Genomic DNA, 25,586 nt, shown 5'->3' with positions numbered 1-25,586 from the left:
CCATGACTGACAGCCCCTCCTTCCAGTGGCGCGGCTACGCGCAGATGCAGCTCGCCCGCGGGGACCACCGGGGCGCGCTGGAGACGCTGCGCCGCGCCCTCGCCGAGGACCCCGAGGATCCCGAGGCCCATGCCCTGCTGTCCCTGGTGCTGCTCGCCCTCAAGCGCCCCCACGCCGCCGAGCACGAGGCCGGCCTCGCCCTCTCGCTCGAGGCGTTGCTGCCCCTGGCCCACTACGCCGCGGCCTCGGCGGCCCTGGCGCGCCGGCGCTTCAAGGACGCCGGGCAACACATCAAGAACCTGCTGGAATTGGAGCCGGACGACACGCAGAACCTCCTGCTCCAGGCCCGGTTCCTCGGCCTGACGGGCAAGAAGGACGGCAAGCGCGAGGTGCTGCAACGGGCCCACGCCCTGAGTCCGGACGACCCGGCCACGCTGGTGGCGCTGGGCGAGGACGCGCTGGAGCGCGGGGACGTGAAGCACGCCATGCAGTGGGCCCGCGATGCCCTCTCCGCCTGGCCCGAGTTCCAGGACGGCCTGGTGCTCATGGGACAGGTGTACCTGCGCCAGGGCCGCATCGAGGACGCGCGCGAGCACGCGCTGTGGGCCCTGCGCCAGGACGCCACCGACGAGGGCTCGCTGCGGCTGCTGGCCGGCATCAAGGCGCGCCAGAGCCGGCTGCTCGGCCTGTGGTGGCGCTATTCGATGTTCATGGGCTCGCTGGGAGACAGCAAGAGCACGCTCGTGCTGCTGGGCGCCTTCGTGGCCTACCGCTTCGCCACCCTGGCCGCGAAGGATCTGGGCCAGCCCGGCCTCGCCGGCATCATCCAGCTCGTCTGGCTGGGGCTCGCCGTGTACACCTGGGTGGGCCCCGCCCTCTTCCAGCGCATGGTGCGCCAGGAGTTGGCCTCGGTGCGGTTGGATCCCCGCTTCTGAGCCAGCGCCGAAGCTGCTATCCACCTTCCACATGGCGAGCGATGACACGTTGCCCGATGACCGGCGGCAGATGATGGAGAGCATCAACCGCTTCCTCCAAGACTCCGTCCCGCACAACCACGAGCTGGGCCTGAGGGTGGAGGACCTCGGCGTGGCGGAGGCCACCATGCGGCTGCCCTACGCGGAGAAGCTGGTGGGCAACCCCGAGACGGGCGTGCTGCACGGCGGCGCGGTGACGACGCTCATCGACGCCGCGTGTGGCATCTCCGTCTTCATGAAGATGGCCCGCATGGCGCGCATCGCCACGTTGGACCTGAGAATCGACTACCTGCACCCGGCCGCGCCCGGGAAGGATCTGCTGGCTCGCGCCGAGTGCTACAAGCTCACGCGCGCGGTGGCCTTCGTGCGAGCGCTCGCGCACCACGGGGACCCGGCCAACCCGGTGGCCTCGGCGCAGGGCACCTTCATCATCGTGGAGGACTGAGCCATGGACACGCCCCCGAGCCCCTCGCTCCGCATCGCCAACATCCTGCGCCAGGTGCGCCTCACGGGTGAATACCCCCTGCTCGCCGAGGCCATCCCCTACGCGCGCTTCCTCGGCATCGGCGTGGAGAACACCACCGGCGAGGTGCTGTGCCGCATGCGCTACGCGCCCATGCTCATCGGCAACAGCTCCATCCCCGCGCTGCACGGTGGCACGCTCGGCGGCCTGCTCGAGTCCGCCGCCATCTTCGAGCTGTTGCTGCGCACCCAGACGGACCGCGTGCCGAAAATCATCAGCATCACCGTGGACTTCCTGCGCTCGGGCCGGCCGCAGGACACGCTGGCCAAGGCCACGATTACACGGCTCGGCCGGCGCGTGGCCAACCTGCAGGTGCAGGCCTGGCAGGAGGACCGTTCCCGGCCCATCGCCAGCGCCAACGCCCTGTTCCTCGTGTCGTGAGGCACACAGAGGTCCCGCTCATGGACGACATCACCAGCGGCATGCCATCTGCACGACAGCACCCGTCGCCAGGAAGAGGCTTCTGACAGAAGCAGAATCTATGATGCGTCGCTCCCTCCCGAAGCCATAGGGTGGCGTCGAGTTGTTCCTCAAGAACGAAGGAGTGAGGTGTCGGGGCATGGCTCTCGATTGAAACAAGCTGCTGTGTACGAAGCGCATCCGGGAACTCCGTGGGGGTCGGCCGTCGACTCGTGCAGCCCAGGATGTCCGCACCGAGTTCGACCGCGACTACGATCGGGCCGTCTTCTCCACACCGGTGCGGCGGCTCCAGGACAAGACCCAGGTCTTTCCATTGGAGCCCAACGACGCCGTGCGCACGCGGCTCACCCACTCCCTTGAGGTCTCCACACTCACCCGAGGTGTCGTCCGAGCTGTCGTTCAACGGCTCTTCGACAGAAAGCACATCTCTCAGGACCAGGCCTTCGGCATCGAAGCCATTGCCGCTACCTGTGGGTTGATCCACGACATCGGAAACCCTCCGTTCGGACATGCGGGAGAGCGAGCGATCAGCAGCTGGTTCAAGAAGAAGCTCGAGCAGGATCCAGCTTTCTTCAAAGGGCTCGACGAGCACCCCCAGGCGGCTCAGCTTCGCGGTGACTTCCTGGAGTTCGAGGGCAATGCCCAAACGTTGCGGATCGTCTCCAAGCTCCAACTGCTCGCGGACCGACACGGGCTCAATCTGACCGTTGGCACCCTTTCGGCGGCCATGAAGTACACGGCTGCATCCCATGAAATGAGCAAGGTGCCTCACGAGAAGGAAAAGCCCGGCTACTTCGCTTCCGAGCAGGATGTCGTCGACATCATTCGCGAGCAGACAGGAACAGGCACCGCACGCAATCCCATCGCCTATCTGGTCGAGGCCTGTGATGACACCATCTATGCCACGGTAGACATCGAGGACGGCATCAAGAAAGGTGTCATCAGCTGGCAGGCGCTCGAGCAGGCCTTGAAGGCGGAAGCCAACTCCTCGGAGACAAGAGCCCTCATCGAGAAACACCTGAAAGACGCATCCGACTATATCCAGGGAGAACCCGGTCTGGATCTCAGCGGGAAGGCGCTCGACGAAGCGCGTGCTCAGCTGTTCAGAACGGGCGTCATCGCCACGACCAAAGAAGCCGTGATTCAGTCCTTCGACGCGAACTACGATGCCATCATGAGTGGCAGCTATCCTGGAGAGCTCATCTCGGACAGCGCGGCGAAGGGGCTCATTGATGCATGCAAGGAGGTCGGGCGCCGCCACATCTACCGTGCGGACCAGACCCTCCGGCTGGAAGTCCTGGGCCGTCGGGTCATACACGACCTGATGGACATCTTCTGGGAGGGGGCTTCGAGCTTTGGCCATCCTCCACCCGAGCCTCAAAAGTTCGCCAGGAAGTTCGAGGGAAAAATCTACAACCTTCTCTCGCACAACTACCGTGCCGTCTTCGAAAATGCGCTCGAGTCCTCGAAGCTCCCTACCCGGTATCACCAGTTCCAGTTGGTAACGGACTACGTGTGCGGCATGACAGACACGTTCGCCTGCAAGCTCCACGCAGAACTCACCAATGGATAGCGCGGAAAACCGACAGCTTGAGGCCCTCCTCCGCCGGAGACTGAGTTCATTCATCCATCGGGCATCCCCGTGGCGCCCTGCCCTTCGTGCCTTGCTGGAAACATCCCAAGAGCAAAACTGGACGGTCTTCGTCTTCGGCGGAACTCTGAGGGATCTGCTCGCGCTCTCCCCCACCACCGTCCCACGAGATCTGGATCTCGTGGTCGCGGGTACGACGACAGAGGCGCTGCAGTCCGCCTTCGGCCAGAAAGTGGTACGGGTCAACCGATTCGGTGGTCTCCACCTGCTCATCCAGAAACTGCCAGTCGATATCTGGACACTGGACTCGACCTGGGCCTTCCGCGAACGGCTGGTCCATGGATGTGACTTCGCGGCCCTCCCTCGGACGACGTTCCTGAACGTCGAAGCCATCACCGCTGAATTCCAGGCACAACCAGGCCGGCCCCGCACGGTGTACTCGCAGGGATTCTTCCGTGGCATTCAAGAACGGCAGGTGGAGATCAACCTGGAAGACAATCCCTTCCCCGCCCTCTGCGTCATCAGGGCTCTCCTCACGGCCAAGCGGCTTCATTTTTCACTGGGCCCCCGGTTGGTGCGGTTCATCCTCCACCATGCGGGCCGGATTCCGTTCGAGGAGCTTGAGGCCGTCCAGAGGTCGCACTACGGCCGGGTTCGGCTCGACCGCCATGAATTGCACCTGCTCTCCAATTTGATACGAGAGCAGGCGGGCAGCATGAAGGTCCATCCCATCGCGTTGCCACGCGAGCGGCAACTTGACCTGCGTTCACAGTGGAGCGAGGCCGCAACACCTGACGAGGTCTACGGGTAGAACCATCAGTGAAGCAGGTGTCGGGCCCGACATCCTACAGCTCCTGGCCCTCGTGACGCACGGGCCGGGCCTCGCGCTCCTCCTCCTCCACGAGCGCCCGCAGCGCCTTCTCCGCGAGCCGCACGCCCCACTGCTCGCCCACCTCCTTCGCCTCCTCCAGCACCCGTGGCTGCGCCGCGAGGAAGCGCCTGCCCGCCGGGGACTCGTGGAACGTGATGGCCGCGTCCAGGTCCTCCTCGGAGAAGTGCTTCATGTACACCGGCACCAGCATGTCCACGATGGACTCCTGCTGCGCCACCTCGCGGAACTTCTCCATGAAGCCCGGCGGGATGCTCGAGGACTTCTCGAAGTGGCTCGTCATCATGTCCATCATCTGCCGGCCCGTGTCCTCCGCCCCCGTGAGCGCCATCAGCCGGCGCACCTTCTGCTGCTTGCGCTTCGTGGCCCGCGCCTCGGGGCCGAACATCTGGTCCGCGAGCGCGCGGGCCTCCGCGGTATTGGTGTCCACGGGAGCCGCCTCGGCACGAGGAGCCGGCTCCGGAGTCACGGCCGCCGGGCCCGTGCTCGAGTGCGCGCAGCCCACCGCGAGGACTGTGAGGAGACACCACCGCCAGGACGCCAGGGAATGGATGGAGCGCAACGAGCAGCCCTCCGCGACGAGTGGACTCCCACGATAGTCCCCGCGCCCACGCGCCCGTAAGGGGGGCTCCGCTCAGTAGGGACCCACCGACACGTGGTACACCCGGCGGGTACCGTCCCGCGTCCACGCCAGCATCGTGGTGGTGCCCGTCTCGAGGGGCACGAGCTGGACCTTGTCGCCGTCCAGCACCTTCACCTCCACCACGTTCGTGGCGCCCACCGCCACGCGCACCAACCCGGGAATCTCGAGCACCACGGGCGTGCCCGGCATCAGCGCCACGGGCACGGCCTCCGGCTTCGATTCCGCCACGGGTGCCCGCGTCCGCCACACCACGATGTCCGCTCCCGCGAGCACCAGCCCCAGCCCGGCCACCACCGTCACCACCGGAAGCCAGCGGGGCCCCGAGGGTGGAGCCAGCGCCACCAGCAGTGCGTCCATGGAGGGAAAGCGCGCCTCCGGGGACAGGGACAGGCCCCGCTCCAGCGCGGCCCGCACGGACCTCGGCAGGCGAGGGCCTCGCGGTACCGGCACCCGGCGCCAGCGCGCCTCGCCCCGGGCCCGCGCGTCGAAGGGGCGAACCCCATACAGCGCCTCATGGAGCGCCACGCAGAAGCTGAACTGGTCTCCGCGTGCGTCCACCTCGCGGCCAGCGAGCTGCTCGGGGGACATGTACGCGGGCGTCCCCGGCGCCGCTCCCGCGCGGGTGAGCGCCTCCCCGGTGTCTCCGGCTCCGGCGTCTCCCGGGAGGGCCTCCTCCGAGGCCTCGTGGCGCACCAGCCCGAAGTCCGTGACACGCGGCCGACCGTCCGCGCCCACCAGCACGTTGGCCGGCTTGAAGTCCCGGTGCACCAGTCCCGCGCGGTGCGCCGCCGCCAGCCCCTCGCCCGCCTGGAGGAAGAGGCCGAGCACCTCGCGCCACGGCCGCTCGCGCTCACGCAGCCAGCCCGCCAGCGTGGGGCCCTCCACCCGCTCCATCGCCAGGAAGACGCTCCCGCCCTCCGTGCCCAGCTCGAACAGGGGCAGCACGTTGGGGTGCGACAGCCGCGCCATCGCCTGGGCCTCGCGCACCAGCCGCGCCCGCCCCTCGTCCCCGCCTCCTCCCGGGCGCAGCAGCTTCAGCGCCACCGTGCGCCCCAGCGCGGGGTCCCTCGCCGCGTACACCACGCCCATGCCGCCCTCGCCGAGCAGCCCTTCGATGGCGTAGCGGCCCACCTGCGCTCCCGGCTCCAGCGCGGGCGCTCCGGGGTGCATGGGCAGCGTGGGCACGCCCGTGTCCAGACACGTGGGAGCATGGCTGTCACCGGGCCGAGAGGCCTCGGCCGCCACCGCCGCCACCAGGGCGCGGCACGCGGCGCACCCGTCCAGGTGTTGCTCCAGGCGCGGCGTGTCCTCGTGGGACAGCGCGCCCGAGGCGAAACCCGCGAGCACGTTCTCGTCCGGGCACCCATCCGGCGCGCGGAAACTCGATTCCAGGGACATCGCGTCTGGATTCTCGCAGGCGCGCGCCGCCACGGGAAGCCACCGGCCGTGGATCAGCCCTGGATGACGAGCTTGTACGCCTTGCGCGTCCCGTTCTTCGTCCACGTCAGCAGGGTGGTCTCCCCCGCCTCGAGCCCGGTGATGAGCACGCCCGTCGTGTCCTTCTTCTTCGTCTTGTCGGACTCGGAGATGCCAGCGGTCTCCGGGTCGCCCACGGCGAGGCGCACGAGGTCCTTCACCTCCAGGGTGTACGCCTCGCCCTTCTTGATGTGGATCGTCTCCGAGGTGGGGGTGCCCTGGACCGTCTCGGGAGTCACCTGCTCCGCGCCCGCCGCCGTGCCGAGCACCGCCACCGCCGTCACCGCCAGCACGCCCATCATCTTCTTCACGTTCTTCATGGTGTCCTCCGGGATTTTCCCGCGTTCTGCCCGGATGACACCGGTGGCCGCGCGGCGTTGCACGGCGGCGCGAAAAAACTCACGGGCCCTCGTTGCCCCCGGTGCTGGCCAGCAGCGAGGAGAGGCTCTGATCGAGCTGCGCGGGCACGTCGCGCAGGAGGCTGTGCAGCTCGCCGGAGGACAGGCGCAGACGCTCGGCGAGCCGGGAGCGGGTGCCCTCGAGCACCTCCTCGCGGGCCCGGGCGAGCCACCGGGACACGGTGGACTTGTGCGTGCGGTACACGGTGCCGATGCGCTCCAGGCTCAGCCCCTCGACGAGGTGGAGGCGCAGCACGGTGCGCTCACGCGAGGGCAGGGCCGTGAGGGCCTCGGCGAGCGCGGCCTGGAAGTCGGCCCGGTGTCGCTCGCGCAAATGCTCCAGCTCGGGGTGGGTGCCACCGGGCAGCGTGGCATCGGCGAGGGCCTCCTCCTCGGCGCGGGCCTGACGTTGGGCGGTGCGGCGCAGGTTGAGGGCGGTACGGACGGCGGCGGCGCGCAGCCACGCGGCGAGCGGCCCCTGCCCCAGGTAGCTGGCGAGGCGCGGCGGCTGGCCCGCCTCGGAGGTGAGGAGCTTCTCACGCAGCACCTGGCACACCTCGGAGACGGCATCCGCGCCCGGGTGCACGCGGGCGACGGCGGCGGCCACCTTGGGGAGGAAATGCGCGTCCAGGGCCGCATGGGCGGCGGCGTCCCCGTGCACACAGGCACAGGCGAGGAAGAGGTCCGCCGCGGGGAAGGCCCGCAGGGTGCGCTCGGGCTCGGAGGAGGGGGCGAGACGCTCGGCGAGGGAGCGGAGGAAGACGGTGTCCTCGAGCCGCACCCGGGGCCACGCCGCGCGAGCGGAGGCGAGCAGCTCCGCGAGCACCGTCTCCAGCGCGGGCACTTCCGCGTACCCCCGGGCCTCGGGGCGCAGGTGGGGAACGAGCAGGCGGGCGAGCGGCGAGGCGTGGGACATGAGCGCTGAAGGAACCGGCCGGGATTTACAGGGTGGAACGGGGCTCTCCTCCTTTCTTACAGGGACTGGGAAGTCGGATCGAACCCGGAGGCGTTGGAATTCCCTCCGTGTGGAGCACCGTGCCCTCCCGGCACGGCCCATGCTTGTACCCGGGAAGCAGATCGGTGTCGGGCTTGGGACTCGGGGCGGTGGTGGGGGTGGGTGATGGGTGTGCGGGAGCTGAAGGAGCAGGCGCTGGAGCTGTACTCGCGGCGGAAGTTCGCCGATTGCGCGCGCACCTACGGGAAGTTGCTGGAGCTGGACCCGAGGGATCCGCACCTGTACGTGCGCCACGCCGAGGCGTGGAGGCGGGCGGGAGACACGCAGAAGGCGATCAGCTCGTACCGGACGGCGGCGGAACTGTTGTTGCAGTTGGGGTGCGAGGCGAGGGCACGGGCGGCGTTGAAGGTGGCGCTGGAGCTGAACCCGAGGGACAACGAGGTGGCCCGGGCGCTGGAGCGGCTGTGCACCGCGAACGCGCCACGCCAGGCGGTGCACGTGCCGCCCCCGGTACCGCCGCCCTCGCGCATCCCCGAGCACAAGCGGGACATGGTGGAGCTGCACACGCGGCAGGCGAACGTCCCGGGCCGTCTGGCCCTGCCACCCGCACCGGCCGCGCCCGCCGAGCCCCTGCCCTCTCCGGCCGAGGTGCGCAGGCTGTCGGGCAATACCCTCGCCATGAGGGCGGCGCCGGGGACGCGCTGGGTGGTCATCTCCTCGCGCACGCCGCTGACGGCCTACGAGGTGGATGACCTCGAGCGGGTGATGTCGCGAGAGTTCACGCTCGAAGTGACGGTGACGGCCGAGGAGTGAGCCCCTCCGCAGAGGCCCGCTCGAGCAGGGCCACGGCCGCGGCCAGCGAATTCCTCGCACGCACCTGCTCGCCGACGTGGGCGGCGCGCGTGCGCAGGGCGGAATCCTCACGGAGCCGGACGAGGGCACGTGCCAGCCGCTCCACCCCGAGACGGTTGCGGGACAGCGACAGGCCGATGCCCGCGGTGCGCACGTAGTGCGCGTTCATGAACTGGTCCAACATGTGGGGAACGACGAGCTGGGGGACACCGGCACGGGTGGACGCGGCGGTGGTGCCCGCGCCGCCGTGGTGGACGACTCCGGCCAGCCGGGGAAAGAGCGCTCCGTGCGAGAGCGGCCCCACCACCTGGAGGTGTGAACCCAGACTCTCCGCGCCCAGGCCAGCCCAGCCCGAGGACAACAGGACACGGCAGCCGGCGCGCCGGGTGGCCTCGGCCAACACCCGAGAGGTCCGCTCCGGGGCGGCGTCCGGCATGCTGCCGAAGCCGATGTAGACAGGGGGCTCGCCCCCGGCGAGGAAGCGCTCGACCTCGGCGGGCAGGGGCCGGGGATCCGCGAGGTGGAAGGCGCCCACCTGGTGCACGGAGATGTCTGGCGGCGCGGGGGCCACCTCTGGATCCGCGGCCAGCAGGACGAGGCCGGGCTCGGTGGGGAAGACCTGGTGGAGGATGTCCGTGAGGGCGGGGAGTCCCCGCTCGCGGCGCAGCTCGTTGAGGACCGGCAGCAGGAGCCGATCATAGACAGCCCCCATCCCCCACCAGCCGAGCCGGTTGAACCAGCGGGGCGAGCGGGTGAGGGGAATCATGAAGGGCGGGTGCCAGGCCGAGGGCAGGAGTTGGGGCGTGTAGGCGACGTAGCGGAACGGAAGGCGGGCGGACTCGACGGCGCTGCGGGCCGTGAGCGCCGCGCCTCCGGCGACGACGAGCTGCCACCCTGGGAGCAGGGGGAGGAGGGAGCGCCACTCGGCGCGAATCGCCTCCGGCAGGACGCGATTCATCAAGCGGATGGCGCTCAGCGGGTTGTCGTGGTCCAGCTGGGCGCGGTGTTCCGCGAGCAACTGCTGGAAGTCCACGCCCACGGGCGCGAAGGGGACCCCGAGGGCCTCGGCCTCGGAGGCGAAGGTGGGCGTGGCACCCAGCAGCACCTCGTGCCCGGCGCTCCGCAGCGCCATGGCGAGCGCCAGCATGGGTTGGAAGTCACCTCGGGTGCCGCAAGCGACGACGAGGACACGCATGGAGCGGGACTCTAACCCGCCCCACCCGGGAGACTGAATGAAGGGCCCTGGTTACAGGGTGGCCGAGTCCGCCGTCTCCTGCTCGGTGGCGGGCTCCGGCTCGTGGGAGAGGAGCTCCTCCCAGGTGGGCTCGGAAGGCTCGGAGGCCTGGACCATGGACTCGCAGTGGTCGCTCTTGCGCTTGGGGTGGCAGTGGCGCACGCCATAGACATGGTGGCACCCACACGCGTCCACGCGCTTCTTGCTGCACACCGCCGGGTTGAACACCGGCGCCGTCTTCACCTCCACCGGCCCCGCGTTCACCGTCACCGCCACCAACAACGCACCGAGAATCCCCATCTCCCTACCCCCTTGAAGCTCTGGGAATAGGAATGGGAATTCTTCAGTGAAGGGGCAACTGCGGGCACACTGTGGATGACACCCGCGAGCCGCCAGCCGTTGACCGGTCGCAAGCCCGGCCGCCCGCTCTGTTCGTCAGCTTCCAGAGGACGCTTCCGTCGCTGCCAGCGGTTGAACCCATCCAGGGGGAAAAGGCCATGAGCTGGACACAAAGGTTGGAGAAGGTCGCCGAGGGCCACTTCGTCCTGCCCAGGACGAAGACGATGCGGGTGGACGCGCACCTGTTCCTCTCGGACAAGCTGCTGTGGGGCGAGGGCCCCGAGCTGCCGGGGTTGGAGGAGGGGGTGTTCGATCAGGTGGTGAACGCGGCGTCCTTCCCGGGTGTGACGCGGGTGGCGGTGACGCCGGACTGTCACCTGGGCTACGGGGTGCCCATCGGCACGGTGGTGGAGACGGACGGCATCCTGCTGCCCACGGCCGCGGGCTACGACATCGGCTGCGGCATGGTGCAGCTCAAGACGACGCTGACGGCCGAGGACGTGGCCGACAAGGCGAAGCGGCGCCAGTGGATCGACGAGGTGACGAAGCGCATCGCCGTGGGCGTGGGGGCGTCGCGGGTGCAGAAGCAGCGGAGCGTCAGCGCGCGCACGTTCGCCGAGGTGGTGCGCCACGGGGCCAAGGCGCTGGGCCGCACCGCGTCCACCACGGAGCGCGACTTCATCCCGGTGGAGGATGACCGGGTGGACATCCCCGAGCGGGCCTACGACAAGCGGGACCAATTGGGGAGCCTTGGTGGAGGCAACCACTTCACGGAGATGCAGGTGGACGAGGACGGCCGCGTGTGGGTGATGTTGCACACGGGGAGCCGGGGCTTCGGGTGGAACATCGCGAAGCACTACTTCGTGGAGGGCGCGGCGGCGCTGGGGCTGAGCAAGCGCAGCGAGGACTTCATCTGGCTGGACGCGGAGAGCCGGCTGGGGCGGGAGTACTGGAACCTGCACAACATGGCGGCCAACTTCGCGGTGGCCAACCGGCTCATCATCGGCGAGGCGGTGTGCGCGGCGCTCGAGGAGGTGTTCGGCGGGACGGCGGACATCTATTACGAGATCTCGCACAACCTCATCCAGAAGGAGGCGGGGAAGTTCGTGGCGCGCAAGGGCGCGACGCGGGCGTTCCCGGGCGGGCACCCGGCGCTGCGCAAGACGCAGTGGGAGAAGACGGGGCACCCCATCCTCATTCCGGGCTCGATGGAGACGGGCAGCGCCATCCTCTTCGCGGAGGAGGGAGCGGAGCGGTCCATCTACTCGGTGAACCACGGCTCGGGGCGGAGGATGTCGCGAGGCGAGGCGCGGCGGGTGCTGAACCAATCCGAGACGGACCGGCGCATGGCGGAGGCGGGCATCCTGCTGAACACGCGCACGACGCCGCTGGACGAGTCCGGGCCCTGCTACAAGAACCTGGACGACGTGTTGGACACGGTGGAGATGGCGGGGCTGGCGAAGGTGGACAAGCGCCTCAAGCCCATCGCCTGCATCAAGGGAGCGGACTGAAGCAACACCGCCCGGCACCGTGTCACGGACGCCCCATCCGAGCCCCCAACCCCTCTCCCACCGGGAGAGGGACAGGGTGAGGGTGCCACGGCTCCCGGGTTGAATCCGTCTCCGCGTTACAAGCTGGCGCCCTGGGCGGAGGCATCGGCCCAGGACAGGGCGCGCAGGGAGTCGTGGTGGGGCGCCTCGTCCTCCAGGTGGACGCCGAGCCGCGCGAGGACGGGGGCCACGTACTGGCGGAACAGGCTCTCATCCGGCCGCTGCCAGCCGGGCTTGCCCTCTCCGCCGCAGACGAGACAGTGCGGCTCTCCGAAACAGGTGCACGCACCACATGCGGCGGCGAGCGCGGCATTGCGCTCGGCGATGCTCGCATGGGAGGAGTCCAGACGCTGGTGGGCCTGACGGACCCTGCGGCGGCGCTCACCACGCATCCGGCCCGCTCGCACCGCCTGGGCCTCGTTGGTCAGCCTCATCATCCCCGCCGTCATCTGTCGAGCGTCCATTTTTCCTCCCTGGGTGGAGTGAACTGCCCACGTCTTGCGTATCCATGAGACGCCCCCCGTCGTCTCGCCATTCAAACGCATGATAAAGGATTCACGAGAAAAGCCATATCCCTGGCGCTCGAAATGTGAGTAAGGGATTGCCCCCATCCCGCGCATGCCGCAAAGCAGACACGGCCACGAGAACCGGAAGTAGGGTTCCCCTGTTTTTCTTGTCTCTTTTTCAATCGCTCATCGAAAATTGCAGTCCGAAGGTCCCACGAGACACGCGGTTGCGCGAAACCGGACCCACCGTTCACTGAAAGACCGGCAGAAGGCCCGACAAACCACAGAAACCCGCATTTCTTGCTACAGTGGACAGAGCTGTCCCTCCGTTGCGAGAGATCGGACATCCTCATGCGGGTATGGAACGAGCGGGCCCCTGCGGTGCGAGCAGCCATCCCCTGGAAATCCCTCCAGTCTTTCGGGAGCGAGCGGCTCGACGCGCTGTGCCAGGCGGTGGGTTTCGGCGCGGGAGATACCGGGACGGCGCGGCGCACCTTCGAGCTCATGAGTGACTCCTGGGGGCACGGGCCCCTGGGAGAAAAACCGGCCTGGCGCTCGGACATCACCGATGACCACACGCCCTTCGAGCTGTCCCTGGCCATGGAGGAGGGCCAGCCCGAGGTGCGCTTCCTGCTGGAGGCCCAGGGCCAGCCCACCACCCTGCGCTCCAACTGGGAGGCGGGCCTGGCGCTCAACGAGCGGCTGCGGCGCGAGCTCGGCGTGTCCCTGGAGCGCTTCGAGCGGGTGAGGGCCCTGTTCGAGCCGGTGGATGCCCGGGCCCGCTTCGGGCTGTGGCATGCCGTCTGTGTCGTGCCGGGCGGAGCCCCCACGTTCAAGGTGTACCTCAACCCGCTCGCCCGGGGCCCCGAGGGCGCACGGGCCCTGGTGCGGGAGGCCCTCGAGCGGCTCGGCTGCGCCGAGGCGTGGCACGTCCTGTCCACCCGGGCCATGCGCCAGGGAAGCGGGGACACCCCCGTCTACTTCTCGTTGGACCTCTCCTCGCATCGCGCCGCCCGTATCAAGGTCTACCTCGCCCACCCGGAGGCCCTGGCGGAGGAGCTCGAGGACGTCATGGCACTCGGCCGCGAGTACGTCCCGGGCGAGGCGCGCGACTTCTGCCAGCACTTGCAGGGCACCCAGGGCCCCTTCACCGCGGCCCGGTCCACGCTCACCTGTCTGTCCTTCACCTCCGAGGAGCCCGGGAGGCCCTCCAGCATCACGCTGCACTTCCCCATCCGCTGCCACGCGGCCCACGACGCCGACGCGCTGCGGCGCATCCGCCCCCTGCTGGACACGGCGTCGCGCGGCCTGCTGGAGCGAGCGGTGACGGCGCTCGCCCGCCGGCCGCTGGAAGACGGCGTGGGGCTCATCCAGTGGGTCTCCCTGCGGCGGCAGGGCGGCGGGCGGCGAGCCACCTTCTACCTGGCCACCGAGGCCTACAGCGGAGCGCACCCATGAAACGGGTCCTGCGGTACATCGAGCAGCAGCAGGCGGAGCTGGCGAAGTCCCCCTTCCTCTCCTTCCTCGGGGACACGCGCGTCGAGCCCCGGCTGCGCTTCGGCTTCGCCCCGTGCATGGCGCCGTTCGTCATGGGGTTCGCGGACCTCAACAAGTACGTCCTGCGCGACGAGTCCTCGGAGGATCCGCTCCAGAAGCTCATCAACACCCATACCCGGGAGGATGACCACCACTGGGGCATGTTCCTGAGGGACCTGCGCACGCTGGAGCTCGATGCCCCCCTGGAGCTCACCGGCGCCATCGAGCACCTGTGGGGAGAGCACAACAAGAAGGCACGCCAGCTCATCTACGGGCTGGTGGCCCTCGTCTCGGCGGAGCGCCCGGTGATGCGGCTGGTCATCGTGGAGTGCATCGAGGCCGCCGGGAGCGTGGGCTCCAGCCGCTTCACCCAGGCGGCCCGCGAGCTCGAGGCGCGGACGGGCAAGCGGCTGTTCTACTTCGGAGAGGCACACGAGCGGCTTGAGACGGGACACCTGACGGGGAGCGGGAACGTCGAGGAGACACTCGCCGGGCTGGAGCTGACACCGGAGCAGGTGGAGCGGGCGCGCGGCCTGGTCGATCGCACCTTCGCCCTGTTCCACGCGATGGGCGACGAGCTGCTGGCCTACGCCCGGCGCGGCCTGGAGGGGGCCCACGCTCCGGGTACGAGAGGGGCCGCACGTTCCGGATGAGAGGAGGGCTCGTCGGCCCCCCGGGAGGAGCGCTAGGATGGACGGCCGAGATGAACGCGCCGTCCCCCTCCCCCACCCATCCGCCCTCGCGTGAGACCGAGCTCGCGCGCGCCGAGTCCGAGCTGGCCAGCCAGGAGGCGCGGCTCGGAGAGCAACTGACGCGGGCCGCGGCGGAAGCCGAGAACCTCTCGCGCCGGCTGCTGGAGCTGAGACAGCAGGTGGAGCGGCTGACGGCCGAGCGCCCCGGGGACGAGCACGTGCGCGCGGCGGGCTCGCGGCTGGAATCTGCGTCGGTGCACACCGGCATCACCGAGGAGTCGCGGGAGCAGGCCCTGGCGTCACGCAACGAGGCCCTGGAGGCCCGGCGCCGGTCGGTGGAGGACTCCCAGCGGACGCTGAAATCGCTGCAGCAGCTCAACACCCGGGCGCAGCAGGAGCTGGCCGAGGCGGAAGCGGGGCTGAAGCGCTCGGCGGAGGCGGAGGCACGGGCACAGCGGGAGCGCGAGGCGGCGGCGCGGGCGCAGCGGGAGCGCGAGGCCCCTCCGATGCGGCCGGCGGCGCGCCCGGCGAAGGCGCGGGGGAACACGACGCAGTTGGACCCCCACCCCCAGGGGGCGCGGTCGCGGCCGAGGATGGTGGCGGCGATCGACCAGCGCAGCGACTCGAACTTCTTCACGGGCTTCAACACGAACATCAGCGAGGGCGGCATCTTCCTGGCGACGGTGCAGTCCGTGCCGCGCGGGACGACGGTGGACCTGGACGTGCTGCTGCCGGGGACGCGGTCCATGACGGTGACGGGCGTGGTGCACTGGACGCGCGAGGTGAACGACAAGACGCCCGAGCTGATGCCGGGGCTGGGCGTGAAGTTCTCCTATCTGCCGCCCGAGGTGACGTCGGTCATCTCGGACTTCGTGGCCACGCGCGAGCCGCTGTTCTTCCCGGACTGAGCCCGCCACCCCTCCCCGTGCTATGCGGCACGCCTCATGTTCAAGGACGAGAGCACGGGTGAAGTGAACTTCCGGGTGGTCTTCTACGGCCCCGCCTGGGCCGGCAAGCTGACGACCCTGCGGTGGATCCACGACCACACTCCCGACGGGGAGAAGAGCGAGCTGACGTCGATCGACATGTCGACCGAAGTCACCGTGTTCTTCGAGCTCCAGCGGCCCGGCTTCGGCGAGCTGGACGGGAAGAAGGTCCGCCTCCTCCTGTCCGCGCTTCGCGGAAGGAACGCTCACGGAAGAGCAGCGTGACGAAGAATCCGATGCGCGCGCTCGCATCGTGGAGCATTACCGCTCGGCGCTGGGTGAAGACATCCAGGAATACTGGCCCGCGACGCCGCCCGAGAACCGTCCCGGGTTCCTGGTGCTCGAACACCGCCCGACGCGAGAGCGCCCCTACTACACTACGTCACGGCGGGACTGAGCCTCTGGTCCCAGCTCCCCGGTGGTCCGCAGCCCCAGCTCGAGCTGATTGCCTATTCACCCTCCGAGAATCAGCGCATCGCCGATGTGCTCATCGCGCTGGCGACGACGATTCTCGCGGGCGAGGAGGACGACGCTCCATACAAGGTCCACGACACCTTGACGCTGGAGAACCTCGGGCTCATCCACGAGCGCTTCGTGCTGGCGCCACCCATGGAAGCACTCACCCTCGAGGCCGCGTTGCTTCACGTCGTGCCCGTCACCGAGGATGAGCTCCAGCATGCCATCGAGAACGGAACGCCCTCGCTTCTCGAGAAGATGAAGCTGACGAAGCGGGGAAAGCCGTTCGGTTGGGGCCGGGGCCCGAAGGAAAGCGTCCTCCGAAGAGGAGGCTTCTTCGGGCTGTTCAACTAGACAGACTCACCACAGCGCCACGCCCACCTCGAGCAGGGTGAGCCCATACAGCAGGCCGAGCCCGGGATTGTCCGTGCCCACGCCCACGCCCAGCTCCAACACAGACACCTGCGCCTTCCCCAACGTGAAGCGCGCGGGCGCCACCGTCAGCCCCAGCCCCAACGAGGGCCCCGCCACGGGCACGGGGTGCTCGGGCGTCAGGAAGTCCAGCCTGTCTCCGAACAGGCCCGACAGGTTCAGCAGCACGGCCGGAGCCCACCACCCCTGGCGCTGCACGCCCGCCCCCACCCGCACCGCGAACGCCGAGCCCAGGCCCGTCAGCGCATTCACGTCCGCCTGCAACAACCACCGCCCATCCACCGTGTCCCGCACACCGAAGCCACCACCCACGCCACCGTGGGTGCGCGCCGACGACAGGTAGATGCTCGCCCCCGAGCGTCCATACAGCGAGAACTGATGACGCGGGGACTCGGACACCTCGGGGGCGGCGGGAGAGGTGGCCAGGGCGGACAGCATGACAAGCGCGGAGATGCTCATGGAAGGGGACCCTCGGCCCAGAAGGAGAGACCGGCGGCGGACAGCCGGGTGACATCGGAAAGGAAGTCGTAGTCGAGCGTGGACGGCACGTCGCTCGCCTTGTGGTAGTTCGGATTGCGGAAGTTGGCGGTGTCGGTGAGGAAGAGCGCGCTCTGCCCCGCCATCCAGAAGGGCGCGTGGTCGCTGCGCATCAGGTTGCCCGAGGCCGGCCCGGAGCCGTCCTTCGGCGCCACCACGCCCTTCATGAAGCCCTCGTAGCCCAGCCGCGAGGAGAGCGCATACAGCTCCTCCAGCCGGGGACGGGACTGCTCGTTGGCCACTCCGGCCAGGAAGTCTCCCGTGGCGGGCAGGGGCAGCCCGGGCAGGCCCTGCTGCGCTCCGGGGGTCGCATCCCGGTAGCCGATGCAGTCGAAGATGATCGACGCGACGATCTCCTCTCCCGGGCGGTTCTGCACATACCGCGTACTGCCCACCAGCCCCAGCTCCTCCAGATCGAACCCCACGAAGCGCACCGTGCGCGCGAAGCGCTTGCCCGCGGCCAGCCGCGCCATCTCCAGCATGGCCGACACCCCCGAGCTGTTGTCATCCGCGCCCGAGTAGTACGCGTCGTAGTGCGCACCCACCACCACCACCTCGTCCGGGTGCTCGACCCCCGGAATCTCGGCGATGACGTTGATGGTGGGGAAGCGCTCATCCTCCGTCTCGTGCGTGCTGACGGTGTAGCCGAGGGCCTCGAAACGCTCCCGCACGAGCTGGCGGGCCTTCTCGCGGGTGACGTGGCACACCGGCCGGCGATTGGTGTCGATCACCGAGGTGTCGAAGAGGGCGCAGTCGAGCGGCGTGTCGCTGTCATGGGCCTCGACGAGCGCCGCCACGTCCGACACCAGGTTGGACTTCAGCACGCCCGCGGAGAAGTCTCCGGCGCGCGAGACATCGGTGTCCTCGATGGAGGGCCGCGAGGCACAGGAGCTCACGGCGAGCAGCAGCAACGCGGACAGGGTCCTCACAGCGTCACCCCCAGGTGCACGAGACCGACTTGCAGCCGCAGCGTGGCGCCGGGCTGGTTGAGCGTGGTGCCCCACTGCACCTCCAGGGCGCTCACGGTGAAGCGGCTGAAGTCGAAGCGCAGGGGCGCGGCATGCACGGCCACGTACGCGGGCCCGAGCTGCATGGCCTGCTTGCGCGAGAGGTCATCGGGGAAGCCACCCTCGGGAGGGAGGATGATGGGCAGGCCGCTCACCCCCAGCTCGGGGCCCACGGCGGGCCGCCACCGGCCCAACCGCGTGGTGAGCAGGGCGCGGGCATACACCTCGACCGGGAGGTTGCCCTGGCCCGAGGGAGCCCAGCGCAACCCGCCGCCGAAGCGCCAGTTGTCGAGCTCGTACGCATAGGCGGCTTCGAGGCCGAACCGGGGAGTGGTGACGTTGTAGACACCGCCGTTGGTGAGGGTGACGGCGGTGACGCCGAGGGACACATCGTGTCCGGCCGCCGCGACACCCGGGATGAGCGCGGCGGAGAGGAGCAACCAGGGACGCATGCGCGGGACCCTACCGCGCGCGCCCCGGAGAGGCTACGTCCCGATGAGCGCCACGCCGAGGATGAACCGCTCCAGCAGCCCGATGACGTAGTGCGTGGGCCCGGAGATGAGCCGGGCGCCGAAGAAGACGACGGCGATCAGCAACAGCGGCCCGAGCGCGAGCACCCGCTGCCAGGAGCCGAGGAGCTTCTGGGGAAGGAGCCCCTCGACGACCCGGCTGCCATCGAGCGGAGGCACGGGCAGCAGGTTGAAGAGGGCCAGGCCCACGTTGGCCACCATCATGATCTTCAGGAAGTACTCGAGCCCGGGGTTGGCGGGGAGGTAGCCCGGAGCCAGACGCCACGTGAGGCCGAAGACGAGCGCGCTCGAGGCGGCCAGGACGAGGTTGGAGTGAACACGCCCGTGCGGAGAGCAGGCGGCCATGCACTCCCGCCCTCTCCCTCTGGGAGAGGGCGGGAGTGAGGGTCATTCCTCCGTGACGGCCGTACGAGCAAGCGCGCCCCTGGGGCCGGTGGTCCGCCTCCAGGACACACCCCACCTTTGCGGCGAACCACGCCGAAGGGGGAGCCAGGGAATGCGCGTCCACCATCTGAATTGCATCACCATGTGCCCACCGGGCGGACGCCTGATGGATGGGCGCCGGAGGCCCAAGGGCACCCCGGCGGCACTGGTGTGCCACACCCTGCTGGTGGAGACGGAGCAGGGGCTGGTGCTGGTGGACACGGGCTTCGGGCTGGAGGACGTGCGCAACCCGCGGCCCCGGCTGAGCCCCTTCTTCCTCACGCTCAACCGCCCGAGCTTCAACGAGGAGATGACGGCGATCCGTCAAATCGAGCGCCTGGGCTTCGACGCCGGGGACGTGCGGCACATCGTGCTGACGCACCTGGACTTCGACCATGCGGGAGGGCTGGACGACTTCCCGGCGGCGCGGGTGCACGTGATGGCGGCCGAGGCGGAGGCGGCGGTGGCGCAGGCGACGTGGCTGGATCGCCGGCGCTTCCGGCCGAGGCAGTGGAGCACGCAGCCGCACTGGGTGACGTACCCCATGCCCTTCGGGGGCGAGCGCTGGTTCGGCTTCGAGTGCGTGCGTGAGCTGGCGGGCCTGCCGCCGGAGCTCCTCATGGTGCCGCTGGTGGGGCACACGCTGGGGCACACGGGCGTGGCGGTGCGGCAGTCCGACGGGTGGCTGCTGCACGCGGGGGACGCGTACTTCTTCCACGAGGAGATGGACCCGCACCACCCCCGGTGCACGCCGGGCCTGCTGGCCTACCAGGAGCTGATGCAGAAGGACGGACGGCTGCGGAAGCTCAACCAGGAGCGGCTGCGCGAGCTGGTGCGCCTGCACGGCCGGGACGTGCGCGTCTTCTGCGCTCACGACGCGGTGGAGTTCGAGCGTCTGGAAGAGGAGTCGCGCGCCCCGGCACGCGGGGTGGAGGAGCCGAAGGTGCAGCTCCCCGAGCCGCCGCTGCCGAACATCCCCACGGTGTGAGCCGCGGGGCTACAGCTTGATGTTCTCGTGCTTCACCAGCGCGGTGAGCGCCTCCTCCATCACCGCGCGCGCCGCCGCCGTGTACCGGTAGAGCAGCGCGTGCACCTGCCGGTCCGCCTCGTTCCGGTTCTCGCAGTGCTTCGAGTACTCCTCGAAGGCCTGCAGGCTGCTGACGATCTGCGACAGGTGGTTGGGGCACTCGCACTGCACGGCGCTGGAGACCTCCAGCAGCACGCCCAGCTGCTCCGGTGAATAGAGCGGAGCCTTCGGCGTGGCCGGCACCGTCACCGTGGACACCGCGCCTGGCGCGCCTGGTTGCAGCGCCGGAGTCGAGGCCGAAGCCGTGGGAGCCGCCGGAGCCGCCGCGGGCACCATCGCCTTCACCGGCTGGGGCTGCAGCATGTCGTCCAGCACCGCCAGGTGCACGTGCGCGCGCAGCAACGACAGCGAGATGGGGCCCTGCAACAGCCGCACCTTGCCCGCCGGGTACTGTTGCAGCACCCCGCGCCGCGCGAAGCGGTACGTGACGATGGCGTGCCTCGCCCCACTGTCCTCCAGCAGCGCTGGCACCACCCCCGTCTGCACCCCGTTCAGCTCCAGGAAGTCCAACGCCAGCACGTCCGGCCGCGCCCTCGGAACCTCCTCCCGGAAGGCCTCCACCGAGTTCCCGGACCACACCACTTCCACGTCCCGCAGCGCCTGCGGATTCTCCCGCAGCTGCGCCGGATAGGACTCTCCCAGCAGGGCCAATTTCACCATGGACTCACCTCGTGAACGTCCCCACGGTGAACCAACCCCTTACCCCGCTCAATCCGATTAATGCACCATCCCCGGAGGCTGTGCGCTGGCGTCCACTTCCCGGCTCGCCGCCCCCAACGGAAGTTCGACGGTGAACGTTGCGCCCTCGCCCTCCCGGCTCTCCACGAGGACGCTGCCCCCGTGCGCCTCCACCAACTGCCGGACGATGTAGAGGCCCAGCCCGAAGCCCTCCTTCTTCTCCCCCTGGGCCGGCGCCTTCTTGAAGCGCTCGAAGATGGTGCGCTGCTGCGCCTCGGGAATCCCCGGCCCATGGTCCCTCACGCTCAGCCGCCCGTGGCCGTCCGTGCGCTCCACGCGCAGCTCGATGGGCTGGCCCTTGCCGTGCTTGAAGGCGTTGGACAGCAGGTTCGTCAGCACCCGCTCCAGCCGCAGCCGGTCCCACCGCCCCACCACCCCCGGCGCCACGTCCAGCACCACCCGGCTGCCCGCCTCCGCCGCCTGCTCGGCGTGCCGCTCCACCGCCTCCCGCGCCAGCTCCGCCAGGTCCACCTCCCCCACCTCCAGCTCCATCCTCCCCGAGGACAGCCGTGACAGGTCCAACAGGTTGTGCAGCAGCCGCCCCAGCCGCTGCGTGTGCCGCACCGCCGCGGTGAGCACCTCGCGCAACTTCTCGTGCTCCGACGGCGGCTGCCGCCGCAGCTTGCCCAGCATCAACTGCAACGCCTGCAACGGATTGCCCAGGTCATGCGCCGCCACGCCAATCAACTCCAACGCCGCCTGCGCCTCGCGCAACAGCCGCGCGTTCTCCAGCGACAGCGCCGTCCGGCCCGCCAGCTCCTCGACGAAGACCTGGTCCGTCTCCGTGAAGCGCCGCTCCGGCCGGTGCGACACCAGCATCAACACCCCCACCGAGTGCCCCATCGCGCGCAGCGGCACCAACAGCAGCGAGGCCCCCTCCAGCTCCCGCATGCGCTCCAGGTACACCGGATCCTCCGCCGACGCTTCCTCCAGGAACTCCCGCGACATCTCCAGGATGCGCTCCGTCCTCCCCGAGAGCAGCACCTGCCACGCCCCATGCGGCCGGCCCCGTCTCGGCCCCCCGCTCAGACGGATGAGCTCCCAGAGGAGGCGCTCCTTCTGCGGCGACACGTGGGTGACGGCACGCGGCACCAGCTCGCCCTCGGGAGAGAGCAGGAAGAGCAGGCACCCATCCGCCACCTCCGGCACCAGCAGCCGCGCCAGCTCCGCCACCGCCTGGTCCGGATCCTTCTCGGTGAGGAAGAGCCGCTCGGCCTCGACGAAGAGGTGCTGGGCGCGCTCCAGCCGCTTGCGCTCGGAGCTGTCGCGCGTGAGCACCGCGAAGCCCTCGAGCCGTCCGTCCGCGCTCCGCAGCGCGGTGAGGAGCGACTCGGCCCAGAAGCGCGAGCCGTCCTTGCGCAACCCCGGGGCCTCCCACTCCAGCCGCCCCTCGCGCGCCGCCCGCTCCATGTCCCCGCGCGGCTGGCCCGCGGCGCGCGCCTCCGGCGTGTAGAAGACGTCCCCCGTGCGGCCGATGACTTCCTCGGCCCGCCAGCCATGGATGCGCTCGGCGCCGGGATTCCAGCTCACCACCCGGCCCTTTGGATCCAACATGTAGAGGGCATAGTCCTTCACCCCCTCCACCAGCAGCCGGAAGCGCGCCTCGCTGGCCCGGGCCTCGTGGTGCAGCGGCCACAGCGCGCGGGTGAGCACCCAGGCCAGGCCCATGGCCACCAGCAGCCCCAGCGTGGCCACCAGGATGATGAGCCAGAAGGCGCGACGCTCCGCCTGGTCCGCCCGGATGGCCTGCTCGTTGAAGGTGGCCTCGGTGTACCAGGCCAGCCAGTCCAACGCCTCGTACGCCTGGTGGCGGGCCTCTTCCCGCCCGCCGCTCAGCACCGCCAGCTCCTGCTCCGAGAGGCCCCGGCTCCGCGCCTCCCCCAGCACCCGGGTGGCCTCCTCGTGCGCCCGCTCGGCCTGCTCCAGCCCGTCCAGCAGACCCCGCTCCTGCTGGTGCTCCTCCTGCGAGCGCAACAGCCGCAACAGCGCCTGGAACTGGAGCCGGGCCTGCCGCGCCTCCTCCTGGTGGGACGGCTCCCCCGTGGCCTCATGGGCATGTTGGCTGGCGAGCTTGTCGCTGAAGGCCCGGCGCAACTGCTCCACCGCCAGGCGATGCCGGAGGCCCCGCTCGGAGACGTGCTCGCCGCCAGTCAATACCGAGCCGAGGGCGAGCGCGGTGATGGCGGCGATGGCCAGGGCGACCGCCAGCGAGGCGGAGAACCCCACGGCGATGCGCCTCGTGAAAGTCCAGGGACGCCTCAAGCTCCTCCCCCACCCCCGCTGGCCAGCCACTACAAAGTGGCGCACACACGCATGTGTGGGAATCAGGGCTTCCGGGCAACGTGGCGTCGGAAACCGGGCACCTCCCCTGTCCCCGGGGACAGCCTCATGCGTTCAACACCGGGCGGCTCGCGCCCCGGGGCCCCTTCCGTCCCCAGGGGCGCCACCCCAGGTTGTGCCCCCAGGGCCACTCGGAGGCCGGGTGGAGGGCGGGGCATGGGTGGGCGAGGGAGCGGGCCGGGGTGGGTGACCCTGGCCCTGGTGGGGCTGGCGTGCGGGTGGCTGGCGTGCGGTGGGACGGAGACGACGGATGCGGACCCCGGCACCCTCACGCGCAACGGGTGTCAGGCCCTGACGTGCGAGCAGCAGGGCCTGGAGTGTGGCACGGCCATCGACGGCTGCGGCGGCGTGCTGCGCTGTGGCACCTGCCCCGAGGACGAGGTGTGTGGCGGCGGTGGCGTGCCCAACGTCTGCGGCCCGGCGCCCTGCACCCCGGCCACCTGCGCGTCCGCGCGGAAGAACTGCGGCCGCATGCCGGACGGGTGCGGAGGCATGCTCGCATGCGGCACCTGCGCGGGCGGTGAGACGTGCGGCGGTGGCGGCGTGCCCAACGTCTGCGGCCAGGCCTCCTGCGTTCCGGCCACCTGCGCGAGCCTGGGGAAGAACTGCGGCGGCGTGCAGGACGGGTGCGGGGGAACGCTCGACTGTGGCACCTGTCCCCAGGGGGAGACGTGCGGCGGTGGCGGCGCCCCCAACCAGTGTGGCCGGGCCACCTGCCGGCCCTTCACCTGCGCGGAGCTCGGGAAGAACTGCGGCACGTTGTCGGACGGGTGTGGCGGCGTGCTGGAGTGCGGCACCTGCCCGGACGGCACGGCGTGCGGGGGCGACGGCGTGCCCAACGTCTGCGGCATTCCGGCGTGTACGCCCCTGAGCTGCTCGGGACTGGGGAAGAACTGCGGCTTCATTCCCGACGGGTGCGGGGGCGTGCTGGAGTGTGGCACCTGCCCGGAGGACGAGACGTGCGGAGGAGGCGGTGGCCCCAACGTGTGTGGCCCGGCCTCGTGCATTCCCACCACGTGCGCGGCGCAGGGGAAGAATTGCGGCACCCTCTCCAACGGCTGCGGAGGGCTGCTCGACTGCGGCGAGTGCTTCTCGGGACAGACGTGTGGCGGAGGCGGGGTGGCCAACGTGTGCGGCAGCGCGCGCTGTGTGCCGGCCACGTGCGCCGAGCTGGGCAAGGAGTGTGGCGGAGTACCGGACGGGTGCGGCGGGATGCTGGACTGCGGCACCTGCGCGGCGGGCAAGGTGTGCGGTGGCGGCGGCGTGCCCAACGTCTGCGCCGAGCCTGGCTGCCGGCCCTTCACGTGCGCCTTCCTGGGGAAGGACTGTGGCACGGTGCCGGACGGGTGCGGCGGGATGCTGGACTGCGGCACCTGCGCGGCCGGGGAGACGTGTGGCGTCGGAGGCGTGTCCAACGTGTGCTATCGCCCCCCGCCGGTGTGCGTGGACCGGGACCTGGGCAACGCGCTGCCGGTGAAGCTGAAGGGCAGCACGCGGTGGGCCACCGCTGACCACCAGGCCTCGTGTGGAGGCGGGGGCATACCGGACCGGGGCCTGCTGTGGACGGCGCCGAGGAGCGGCACCTTCACCTTCGACACGGCGCGCTCGGCGATGGACACGCTGCTGTGTCTGAAGCGGGAGGACTGCTGGGGCGAGGAGCTCGCGTGCGCCACGGGAGGCATCAGCTACGGCGGAGGGGCGCGGGTATCGGCGGCGCTGGAGGCGGGCCAGCGGGTGCTGGTGGTGGTGGACGGCGCCACCGCGGGGAGCTTCGGCAAGGGAGACTTCGAGCTGCACATCCAGGAGCTGGCGGCCACCGAGGCGGGGCACTGCTTCGACGGGGCGGACAACGACGGGGACCGGTGGGTGGACTGCGCGGACACGGACTGCCAGGGCGAGCCCTTCTGTGACGGGCGCGGGTGCGCGGACACGGACCTGGGGAGCGCGCTGCCGGTGACGTACGCCGGGGACACGGCGCAGGCGGGAGACGGCTTCCAGGGGACATGCGGCGCGCTGCTGCAGCATGACCGGGCGCACCTGTGGACGGCGCCGAAGGCGGGCACGTTCGTCTTCGACACGGTGGGCGGAGGCCAGGGCAACGCGCTGTACGTGCTGACGGGGTGCCGGGGAGTGGAGCTGGGCTGCTCGGCGAGCCGGACGGCGGGGAAGACGGGCGCGCCGGTGGTGAAGCTGGTGCTGGAGAAGGGGCAGCGGGTGCTGGTGGTGGTGGATGGGATGAGCGACACGGAGACCGCCTCGCCCATCCGCTACACGCTGCACATCAACGAGTACGTGCCCCGAGAGACAGGCCGCTGCGCCAATGGCGCGGATGACGACGCGGACGGCCGCGCGGACGACGCGGACCCCGACTGCTGACATCCCCTCTCCCCCTGGGAGAGGGTCGGGGTGAGGGTCTTCCTCTCCCGGACACCCTGGGAACGANCCCCCCNCNCGCGCGCGCGCGCGCGCGCG

At 70.1% G+C, this 25,586-nt stretch carries 27 protein-coding genes; 14 read left to right on the top strand and 13 right to left on the bottom strand.

The window, feature by feature from the left end; genetic code table 11:
• Positions 1-2 precede the first annotated feature (2 nt).
• The 5 genes from Q664_RS18975 to Q664_RS18955 all read left to right on the top strand — a co-directional run bounded on the left by Q664_RS18975 (position 3) and on the right by Q664_RS18955 (position 4,319).
• A complete protein-coding gene (locus Q664_RS18975; protein WP_052518348.1) occupies positions 3-935 on the top strand; it encodes a tetratricopeptide repeat protein in 933 nt (310 codons plus the stop codon).
• 31 nt (positions 936-966) lie between these two features.
• Positions 967-1,419: a PaaI family thioesterase gene (locus Q664_RS18970; RefSeq protein WP_043397276.1), complete on the top strand. Its 453-nt coding sequence runs from the start codon at positions 967-969 to the stop codon at positions 1,417-1,419.
• A gap of 3 nt (positions 1,420-1,422) precedes the next feature.
• Positions 1,423-1,878 (top strand): PaaI family thioesterase, encoded by a 456-nt coding sequence (locus Q664_RS18965; RefSeq protein WP_043397274.1) that lies wholly within the window; start codon positions 1,423-1,425, stop codon positions 1,876-1,878.
• Positions 1,879-2,077: 199 nt separating this feature from the next.
• A complete protein-coding gene (dgt, locus tag Q664_RS18960) occupies positions 2,078-3,490 on the top strand; it encodes a dGTP triphosphohydrolase (RefSeq protein ID WP_084610098.1) in 1,413 nt (470 codons plus the stop codon).
• A gap of 91 nt (positions 3,491-3,581) precedes the next feature.
• On the top strand, positions 3,582-4,319 hold the full coding sequence (locus Q664_RS18955; protein WP_152622197.1) for a hypothetical protein: 738 nt from the start codon (positions 3,582-3,584) through the stop codon (positions 4,317-4,319).
• A gap of 34 nt (positions 4,320-4,353) precedes the next feature.
• Here Q664_RS18955 and Q664_RS18950 read toward each other — a convergent pair whose 3' ends face one another.
• The 4 genes from Q664_RS18950 to Q664_RS18935 all read right to left on the bottom strand — a co-directional run bounded on the left by Q664_RS18950 (position 4,354) and on the right by Q664_RS18935 (position 7,830).
• Positions 4,354-4,959 (bottom strand): DUF2059 domain-containing protein, encoded by a 606-nt coding sequence (locus Q664_RS18950; protein WP_043397270.1) that lies wholly within the window; start codon positions 4,957-4,959, stop codon positions 4,354-4,356.
• 72 nt (positions 4,960-5,031) lie between these two features.
• Complete coding sequence (locus tag Q664_RS18945) at positions 5,032-6,438, bottom strand: protein kinase domain-containing protein (protein ID WP_052518346.1); 1,407 nt, start codon at positions 6,436-6,438, stop codon at positions 5,032-5,034.
• 53 nt (positions 6,439-6,491) lie between these two features.
• The gene (locus tag Q664_RS18940; protein ID WP_043397268.1) at positions 6,492-6,836 is read right to left on the bottom strand and encodes a pilus assembly protein N-terminal domain-containing protein; all 345 of its coding nucleotides are present in this window, start codon (positions 6,834-6,836) and stop codon (positions 6,492-6,494) included.
• A gap of 79 nt (positions 6,837-6,915) precedes the next feature.
• On the bottom strand, positions 6,916-7,830 hold the full coding sequence (locus Q664_RS18935; RefSeq protein WP_043397266.1) for a sigma-70 family RNA polymerase sigma factor: 915 nt from the start codon (positions 7,828-7,830) through the stop codon (positions 6,916-6,918).
• Positions 7,831-8,034: 204 nt separating this feature from the next.
• Between Q664_RS18935 and Q664_RS18930 the strand changes: the two genes are divergently transcribed.
• The gene (locus Q664_RS18930; protein WP_043397264.1) at positions 8,035-8,682 is read left to right on the top strand and encodes a tetratricopeptide repeat protein; all 648 of its coding nucleotides are present in this window, start codon (positions 8,035-8,037) and stop codon (positions 8,680-8,682) included.
• Here the strand turns inward: Q664_RS18930 and Q664_RS18925 are convergent.
• Positions 8,648-9,916 (bottom strand): glycosyltransferase, encoded by a 1,269-nt coding sequence (locus Q664_RS18925; RefSeq protein WP_063934719.1) that lies wholly within the window; start codon positions 9,914-9,916, stop codon positions 8,648-8,650. The genes Q664_RS18930 and Q664_RS18925 overlap by 35 nt on opposite strands.
• A gap of 51 nt (positions 9,917-9,967) precedes the next feature.
• Positions 9,968-10,255 carry a hypothetical protein gene (locus Q664_RS18920; protein ID WP_043397261.1) on the bottom strand — a complete coding sequence of 96 codons (288 nt, stop codon included), beginning with the start codon at positions 10,253-10,255 and terminating at the stop codon, positions 9,968-9,970.
• Between the two features lie 197 nt (positions 10,256-10,452).
• Here Q664_RS18920 and Q664_RS18915 point away from each other — a divergent pair, with 197 nt between their 5' ends.
• The gene (locus Q664_RS18915) at positions 10,453-11,805 is read left to right on the top strand and encodes an RtcB family protein (RefSeq protein WP_043397249.1); all 1,353 of its coding nucleotides are present in this window, start codon (positions 10,453-10,455) and stop codon (positions 11,803-11,805) included.
• Positions 11,806-11,921: 116 nt separating this feature from the next.
• Here Q664_RS18915 and Q664_RS18910 read toward each other — a convergent pair whose 3' ends face one another.
• Entirely contained in the window at positions 11,922-12,308 is a 387-nt protein-coding gene (locus Q664_RS18910) for a hypothetical protein (protein WP_152622196.1), read from the bottom strand.
• Positions 12,309-12,701: 393 nt separating this feature from the next.
• On the opposite strand from Q664_RS18910, the gene Q664_RS18905 reads away from it, so the two are divergent.
• From Q664_RS18905 to Q664_RS56420, 5 genes are all read left to right on the top strand, one after another.
• Positions 12,702-13,808, top strand: coding sequence for a tryptophan dimethylallyltransferase family protein (locus Q664_RS18905; protein WP_084610096.1), 1,107 nt, complete (start codon positions 12,702-12,704; stop codon positions 13,806-13,808).
• Entirely contained in the window at positions 13,805-14,539 is a 735-nt protein-coding gene (locus Q664_RS18900) for a hypothetical protein (protein WP_043397240.1), read from the top strand. Before Q664_RS18905 ends, Q664_RS18900 begins: the two co-directional genes overlap by 4 nt.
• 50 nt (positions 14,540-14,589) lie before the next feature.
• Complete coding sequence (locus tag Q664_RS18895; RefSeq protein ID WP_043397238.1) at positions 14,590-15,486, top strand: TIGR02266 family protein; 897 nt, start codon at positions 14,590-14,592, stop codon at positions 15,484-15,486.
• A 36-nt stretch (positions 15,487-15,522) separates the two neighbouring features.
• Entirely contained in the window at positions 15,523-15,789 is a 267-nt protein-coding gene (locus tag Q664_RS18890) for a hypothetical protein (RefSeq protein WP_043397236.1), read from the top strand.
• 69 nt (positions 15,790-15,858) lie between these two features.
• Entirely contained in the window at positions 15,859-16,374 is a 516-nt protein-coding gene (locus Q664_RS56420) for a suppressor of fused domain protein (protein WP_084610094.1), read from the top strand.
• Between the two features lie 6 nt (positions 16,375-16,380).
• Here the strand turns inward: Q664_RS56420 and Q664_RS18880 are convergent, their stop codons facing one another.
• The 4 genes from Q664_RS18880 to Q664_RS18865 are packed head-to-tail and all read right to left on the bottom strand — an operon-like array spanning position 16,381 to position 18,871.
• Complete coding sequence (locus Q664_RS18880; protein WP_043397230.1) at positions 16,381-16,911, bottom strand: hypothetical protein; 531 nt, start codon at positions 16,909-16,911, stop codon at positions 16,381-16,383.
• On the bottom strand, positions 16,908-17,918 hold the full coding sequence (locus tag Q664_RS52325; RefSeq protein ID WP_160174444.1) for a M28 family peptidase: 1,011 nt from the start codon (positions 17,916-17,918) through the stop codon (positions 16,908-16,910). The genes Q664_RS18880 and Q664_RS52325 overlap by 4 nt, the downstream gene beginning before the upstream one ends.
• The gene (locus tag Q664_RS18870; RefSeq protein ID WP_043397225.1) at positions 17,915-18,448 is read right to left on the bottom strand and encodes a hypothetical protein; all 534 of its coding nucleotides are present in this window, start codon (positions 18,446-18,448) and stop codon (positions 17,915-17,917) included. The genes Q664_RS52325 and Q664_RS18870 overlap by 4 nt, the downstream gene beginning before the upstream one ends.
• Before the next feature lie 33 nt (positions 18,449-18,481).
• Complete coding sequence (locus tag Q664_RS18865) at positions 18,482-18,871, bottom strand: site-2 protease family protein (protein WP_052518343.1); 390 nt, start codon at positions 18,869-18,871, stop codon at positions 18,482-18,484.
• Between the two features lie 151 nt (positions 18,872-19,022).
• Between Q664_RS18865 and Q664_RS18860 the strand changes: the two genes are divergently transcribed.
• Complete coding sequence (locus Q664_RS18860) at positions 19,023-19,937, top strand: MBL fold metallo-hydrolase (RefSeq protein WP_043397223.1); 915 nt, start codon at positions 19,023-19,025, stop codon at positions 19,935-19,937.
• 9 nt (positions 19,938-19,946) lie between these two features.
• Here Q664_RS18860 and Q664_RS18855 read toward each other — a convergent pair whose 3' ends face one another.
• Positions 19,947-20,696 carry a hypothetical protein gene (locus tag Q664_RS18855; protein WP_043397220.1) on the bottom strand — a complete coding sequence of 250 codons (750 nt, stop codon included), beginning with the start codon at positions 20,694-20,696 and terminating at the stop codon, positions 19,947-19,949.
• Between the two features lie 57 nt (positions 20,697-20,753).
• Complete coding sequence (locus Q664_RS62195) at positions 20,754-23,036, bottom strand: sensor histidine kinase (protein ID WP_043397218.1); 2,283 nt, start codon at positions 23,034-23,036, stop codon at positions 20,754-20,756.
• Positions 23,037-23,270: 234 nt separating this feature from the next.
• Between Q664_RS62195 and Q664_RS18845 the strand changes: the two genes are divergently transcribed.
• On the top strand, positions 23,271-25,490 hold the full coding sequence (locus tag Q664_RS18845) for a hypothetical protein (RefSeq protein WP_052518342.1): 2,220 nt from the start codon (positions 23,271-23,273) through the stop codon (positions 25,488-25,490).
• The last annotated feature ends 96 nt before the right edge of the window (positions 25,491-25,586 follow it).

The organism is Archangium violaceum Cb vi76 (assembly GCF_000733295.1).
In the GTDB taxonomy this organism is placed as follows: Bacteria; Myxococcota; Myxococcia; order Myxococcales; family Myxococcaceae; genus Archangium; species Archangium violaceum.
This window is presented reverse-complemented; position numbering and strand designations above follow the sequence as displayed.